At 52.6% G+C, this 5,125-nt stretch carries 2 tRNA genes and 2 rRNA genes; all 4 read right to left on the reverse strand.

The window, feature by feature from the left end:
* Positions 1 to 20 precede the first annotated feature (20 nt).
* A 23S ribosomal RNA gene (locus ABD013_RS18425) occupies positions 21 to 2,905 on the reverse strand.
* 194 nt (positions 2,906 to 3,099) lie between these two features.
* Positions 3,100 to 3,175 (reverse strand) — tRNA-Ala (locus ABD013_RS18430).
* Positions 3,176 to 3,213: 38 nt separating this feature from the next.
* Positions 3,214 to 3,290, reverse strand: a tRNA-Ile gene (locus tag ABD013_RS18435).
* A gap of 88 nt (positions 3,291 to 3,378) precedes the next feature.
* Positions 3,379 to 4,918 (reverse strand): 16S ribosomal RNA (locus tag ABD013_RS18440).
* Together the 16S and 23S rRNA genes with 2 tRNA genes alongside form the textbook arrangement of a ribosomal RNA operon.
* Positions 4,919 to 5,125 lie beyond the last annotated feature (207 nt).

Below are 5,125 nucleotides of genomic sequence, written 5' to 3' on the forward strand. Positions count from 1 at the left end.
TCAAACGCCTTGGGCGTTATATGGTCAAGCCTCACGAGCAATTAGTACTGGTTAGCTCAATGCCTTACAACACTTACACACCCAGCCTATCAACGTCCTGGTCTCGGACGGCTCTACAGGGATCTCAAGGATCCAGTGAGATCTCATCTTGAAGGAGGCTTCCCGCTTAGATGCTTTCAGCGGTTATCCCGTCCGCACGTAGCTACCCGGCAATGCCACTGGCGTGACAACCGGAACACCAGAGGTGCGTCCACTCCGGTCCTCTCGTACTAGGAGCAGCTCTTCTCAAATCTCAAACGCCCACGGCAGATAGGGACCGAACTGTCTCACGACGTTCTAAACCCAGCTCGCGTACCACTTTAAATGGCGAACAGCCATACCCTTGGGACCGGCTTCAGCCCCAGGATGTGATGAGCCGACATCGAGGTGCCAAACACCGCCGTCGATGTGAACTCTTGGGCGGTATCAGCCTGTTATCCCCGGAGTACCTTTTATCCGTTGAGCGATGGCCCTTCCATACAGAACCACCGGATCACTAGAACCTACTTTCGTACCTGCTCGACGTGTCTGTCTCGCAGTCAAGCACCCTTCTACTCTTGCGCTCATTGGCTGATTTCCGACCAGCCTGAGGGTACCTTCGTGCTCCTCCGTTACACTTTGGGAGGAGACCGCCCCAGTCAAACTACCCACCACACAATGTCCTCGATCCCGATAAGGGACCTGAGTTAGAACCTCAACAGTACCAGGCTGGTATTTCAAGGTTGGCTCCACCTGAACTGGCGTCCAGGGTTCAAAGCCTCCCAGCTATCCTACACAAGTAATGTCAAAGTCCACTGTGAAGCTATAGTAAAGGTTCACGGGGTCTTTCCGTCTAGCCGCGGGGACGCTGCATCTTCACAGCGAGTTCAATTTCACTGAGTCTCGGGTGGAGACAGTGTGGCCATCGTTACGCCATTCGTGCAGGTCGGAACTTACCCGACAAGGAATTTCGCTACCTTAGGACCGTTATAGTTACGGCCGCCGTTTACCGGGGCTTCGATCAAGAGCTTCGCCGAAGCTAACCCCATCAATTAACCTTCCGGCACCGGGCAGGCGTCACACCCTATACGTCCACTTTCGTGTTTGCAGAGTGCTGTGTTTTTAATAAACAGTCGCAGCCACCTGGTATCTTCGACCGACATCAGCTTAGGAAGTAAATTCCATCACCAACATCGGCGTGCCTTCTCCCGAAGTTACGGCACCATTTTGCCTAGTTCCTTCACCCGAGTTCTCTCAAGCGCCTTGGTATTCTCAACCTGACCACCTGTGTCGGTTTGGGGTACGGTCACACATAACCTGAAGCTTAGAGGATTTTCCTGGAAGCATGGCATCAACCACTTCGGCTCATAAAGAGCCTCGTCATCAGGTCTCAGTCTTAAGGAGCCGGATTTGCCTAACTCCTCAACCTACACCCTTAAACGCGGACAACCAACGCCGCGCTGGCCTAGCCTTCTCCGTCCCCCCGTCGCAGTTATGCGCGGTACAGGAATATTAACCTGTTTCCCATCGACTACGCTTTTCAGCCTCGCCTTAGGGGCCGACTCACCCTACCCTGATTAGCATTGGATAGGAACCCTTGGTCTTCCGGCGAGGGGGTTTTTCACCCCCTTTATCGTTACTCATGTCAGCATTCGCACTTCTGATACCTCCACGGTGCCTTACAGCTTCCGCTTCAACGGCTTACAGAACGCTCCTCTACCATGCCCTAAGGCATCCGCAGCTTCGGTGTCTAGTTTGAGCCCCGTTATATCTTCCGCGCAGGCCGACTCGACTAGTGAGCTATTACGCTTTCTTTAAAGGGTGGCTGCTTCTAAGCCAACCTCCTAGCTGTCTGAGCCTTCCCACATCGTTTCCCACTTAACTAGAACTTTGGGACCTTAGCTGGCGGTCTGGGTTGTTTCCCTTTCCACGACGGACGTTAGCACCCGCCGTGTGTCTCCCATGATTGCACTCTTGGGTATTCGGAGTTTGCATCGGGTTGGTAAGTCGGGATGACCCCCTAGCCGAAACAGTGCTCTACCCCCCAAGGTGAGACATGAGGCGCTACCTAAATAGCTTTCGAGGAGAACCAGCTATCTCCGGGCTTGATTAGCCTTTCACTCCGATCCACAGGTCATCCGCTGGCTTTTCAACGACAGTCGGTTCGGTCCTCCAGTTGATGTTACTCAACCTTCAACCTGCCCATGGATAGATCGCCCGGTTTCGGGTCTACTCCCAGCGACTTGGCGCCCTATTAAGACTCGGTTTCCCTACGCCTCCCCTAAACGGTTAAGCTTGCCACTGAAAGTAAGTCGCTGACCCATTATACAAAAGGTACGCAGTCACCGTCCGAAAACGGCTCCCACTGCTTGTACGTACACGGTTTCAGGGTCTATTTCACTCCCCTCACAGGGGTTCTTTTCGCCTTTCCCTCACGGTACTGGTTCACTATCGGTCAGTCAGGAGTATTTAGCCTTGGAGGATGGTCCCCCCATATTCAGACAGGATATCACGTGTCCCGTCCTACTCGATTTCACGATCTATAGGTTTTCGCATACGGGGCTATCACCCACTATGGCCACACTTTCCAGAGTGTTCTGCTAACCACAAGACCGCTTAAGGGCTAATCCCCGTTCGCTCGCCGCTACTAAGGGAATCTCGGTTGATTTCTTTTCCTCCGGGTACTTAGATGTTTCAGTTCCCCGGGTTCGCCTCTCAACACCTATGTATTCAGTGAAGAGATACCCGCAAGCGGGTGGGTTTCCCCATTCGGAAATCCTCGGATCAAAGTCTGTTTACCGACTCCCCGAGGCTTATCGCAGGTTACTACGTCCTTCATCGCCTCTGACTGCCAAGGCATCCACCGTGCACGCTTATTCACTTGACCATATAACCCGAAGGCGTCTGTTCAAATGAATGGTTCGTAACGATTATCGCCGGTTGGCGCTTGTATCAAACAATACAAGACAATCTTTCAGATCCAATTTGTTAAAGAGCGTTTAAAGCTAAGAAGCTTTAAAAGATAAACTCGAATGAGCATATGTTTTAAAACTTTCTTGACCATCCCAGTGTTTTAGGGAATGGTGGAGCTATGCGGGATCGAACCGCAGACCTCCTGCGTGCAAAGCAGGCGCTCTCCCAGCTGAGCTATAGCCCCATCGAGTCACTTTCCCAGCAGCCAAGCTACCAAGAAATTGGTAGGCCTGAGTGGATTTGAACCACCGACCTCACCCTTATCAGGGGTGCGCTCTAACCAACTGAGCTACAAGCCTACAGTGTCCAACCACAAGGGTTGATACGCTCTCTCTAACTTTCGATCAGGTAATATGTGTGAACGCTTGCCAGAACTTCGCAATCGTTTAAGGAGGTGATCCAGCCCCAGGTTCCCCTAGGGCTACCTTGTTACGACTTCACCCCAGTCATGAATCACACCGTGGTAACCGTCCTCCCGAAGGTTAGACTAGCTACTTCTGGTGCAACCCACTCCCATGGTGTGACGGGCGGTGTGTACAAGGCCCGGGAACGTATTCACCGCGACATTCTGATTCGCGATTACTAGCGATTCCGACTTCACGCAGTCGAGTTGCAGACTGCGATCCGGACTACGACCGGTTTTCTGAGATTAGCTTACTCTCGCGAGTTTGCGGCCCTCTGTACCGGCCATTGTAGCACGTGTGTAGCCCTACTCGTAAGGGCCATGATGACTTGACGTCATCCCCACCTTCCTCCGGTTTGTCACCGGCAGTCTCCTTAGAGTTCCCACCCGAAGTGCTGGCAAATAAGGATAGGGGTTGCGCTCGTTACGGGACTTAACCCAACATTTCACAACACGAGCTGACGACAGCCATGCAGCACCTGTCACTGCGTTCCCGAAGGCACCAAGGTATCTCTACCAAGTTCGCAGGATGTCAAGAGTAGGTAAGGTTCTTCGCGTTGCTTCGAATTAAACCACATGCTCCACCGCTTGTGCGGGCCCCCGTCAATTCATTTGAGTTTTAACCTTGCGGCCGTACTCCCCAGGCGGTCAACTTATCGCGTTAGCTGCGCCACTAAAGGATCAAGTCCCCCAACGGCTAGTTGACATCGTTTACGGCGTGGACTACCAGGGTATCTAATCCTGTTTGCTACCCACGCTTTCGCACCTCAGTGTCAGTATCGGTCCAGGTAGTCGCCTTCGCCACTGGTGTTCCTTCCGATCTCTACGCATTTCACCGCTACACCGGAAATTCCACTACCCTCTACCGTACTCTAGCTCAGCAGTATCAGGTGCAATTCCCAGGTTGAGCCCGGGGCTTTCACATCTGACTGACTGAACCACCTACGCGCGCTTTACGCCCAGTAATTCCGATTAACGCTCGGACCCTCCGTATTACCGCGGCTGCTGGCACGGAGTTAGCCGGTCCTTCTTCTGCAGTTAACGTCACAGCATGCCGGTATTAACGACACACCTTTCCTCACTGCTGAAAGTGCTTTACAACCCGAAGGCCTTCTTCACACACGCGGCATGGCTGGATCAGGGTTGCCCCCATTGTCCAATATTCCCCACTGCTGCCTCCCGTAGGAGTCTGGGCCGTGTCTCAGTCCCAGTGTGGCTGATCATCCTCTCAGACCAGCTACGGATCATCGCCTTGGTGAGCCTTTACCTCACCAACAAGCTAATCCGACGCGGGCTCATCTGATAGCGTGAGGTCCGAAGATCCCCCACTTTCCCCCGAAGGGCGTATGCGGTATTAGCAGTCGTTTCCGACTGTTGTCCCCCACTACCAGGCAGATTCCCACGCGTTACTCACCCGTCCGCCGCTCGTCATCTTCTAGCAAGCTAGAAATGTTACCGCTCGACTTGCATGTGTTAGGCCTGCCGCCAGCGTTCAATCTGAGCCATGATCAAACTCTTCAGTTCAAATCTTTGGTTGAGTCTTTAATGAAAGGAGGAATTATCCTTTCAGACTCGGCTCAAGGTATTACACAACGCTAAATGAATATTCAGTTAGGTTGCTTGCCTTGATTAAGCTTTGTGTGCTCAATCCTGACAAGCGCCCACACATATTACCTGATCAATTTGTTAAAGAGCGGGCTTGATCAACCGCACCGTTCGGTGCAACCTGTT

It is taken from the genome of Marinobacterium maritimum, assembly GCF_039523155.1.
Lineage (GTDB): Bacteria > Pseudomonadota > Gammaproteobacteria > Pseudomonadales > Balneatricaceae > Marinobacterium > Marinobacterium maritimum.